The sequence below is a fragment of the Oleiphilus sp. HI0067 genome (assembly GCF_001635735.1).
The window spans coordinates 1-235 of the sequence record NZ_LWFI01000698.1; the positions used below are offsets into that span (position 1 = coordinate 1).

Annotated in this window: 1 protein-coding gene; it reads left to right on the top strand. The window is 46.0% G+C overall.

Translation table 11 applies throughout. The annotated features are described in order from the left end of the window. Nucleotides 1-235: YhjD/YihY/BrkB family envelope integrity protein (locus A3739_RS07860; protein ID WP_197472175.1), on the top strand; the 235-nt coding region annotated here is incomplete at both ends.

Consider the following 235-nt stretch of genomic DNA (forward strand, 5'->3'; position numbering starts at 1 on the left):
AAGGCAATGTCTCTTTGCACGCAATGAGCTTGGTGTTTACCAGTATTTTATCCGTTGTGCCGCTCTTAGCGCTGAGCTTTTCATTGCTGCGATATTTCAACGTACAAAATCACTTCATGCCTGCGATCGAGCATTTTCTCTTACCGATGGGAGAAAAAGGCCAAGAAATTCTGAACTCGATCCTTCAGTTTGTCGACAACGTGAAAGTCGGCGTTCTGGGTGCAGTTGGTCTGGT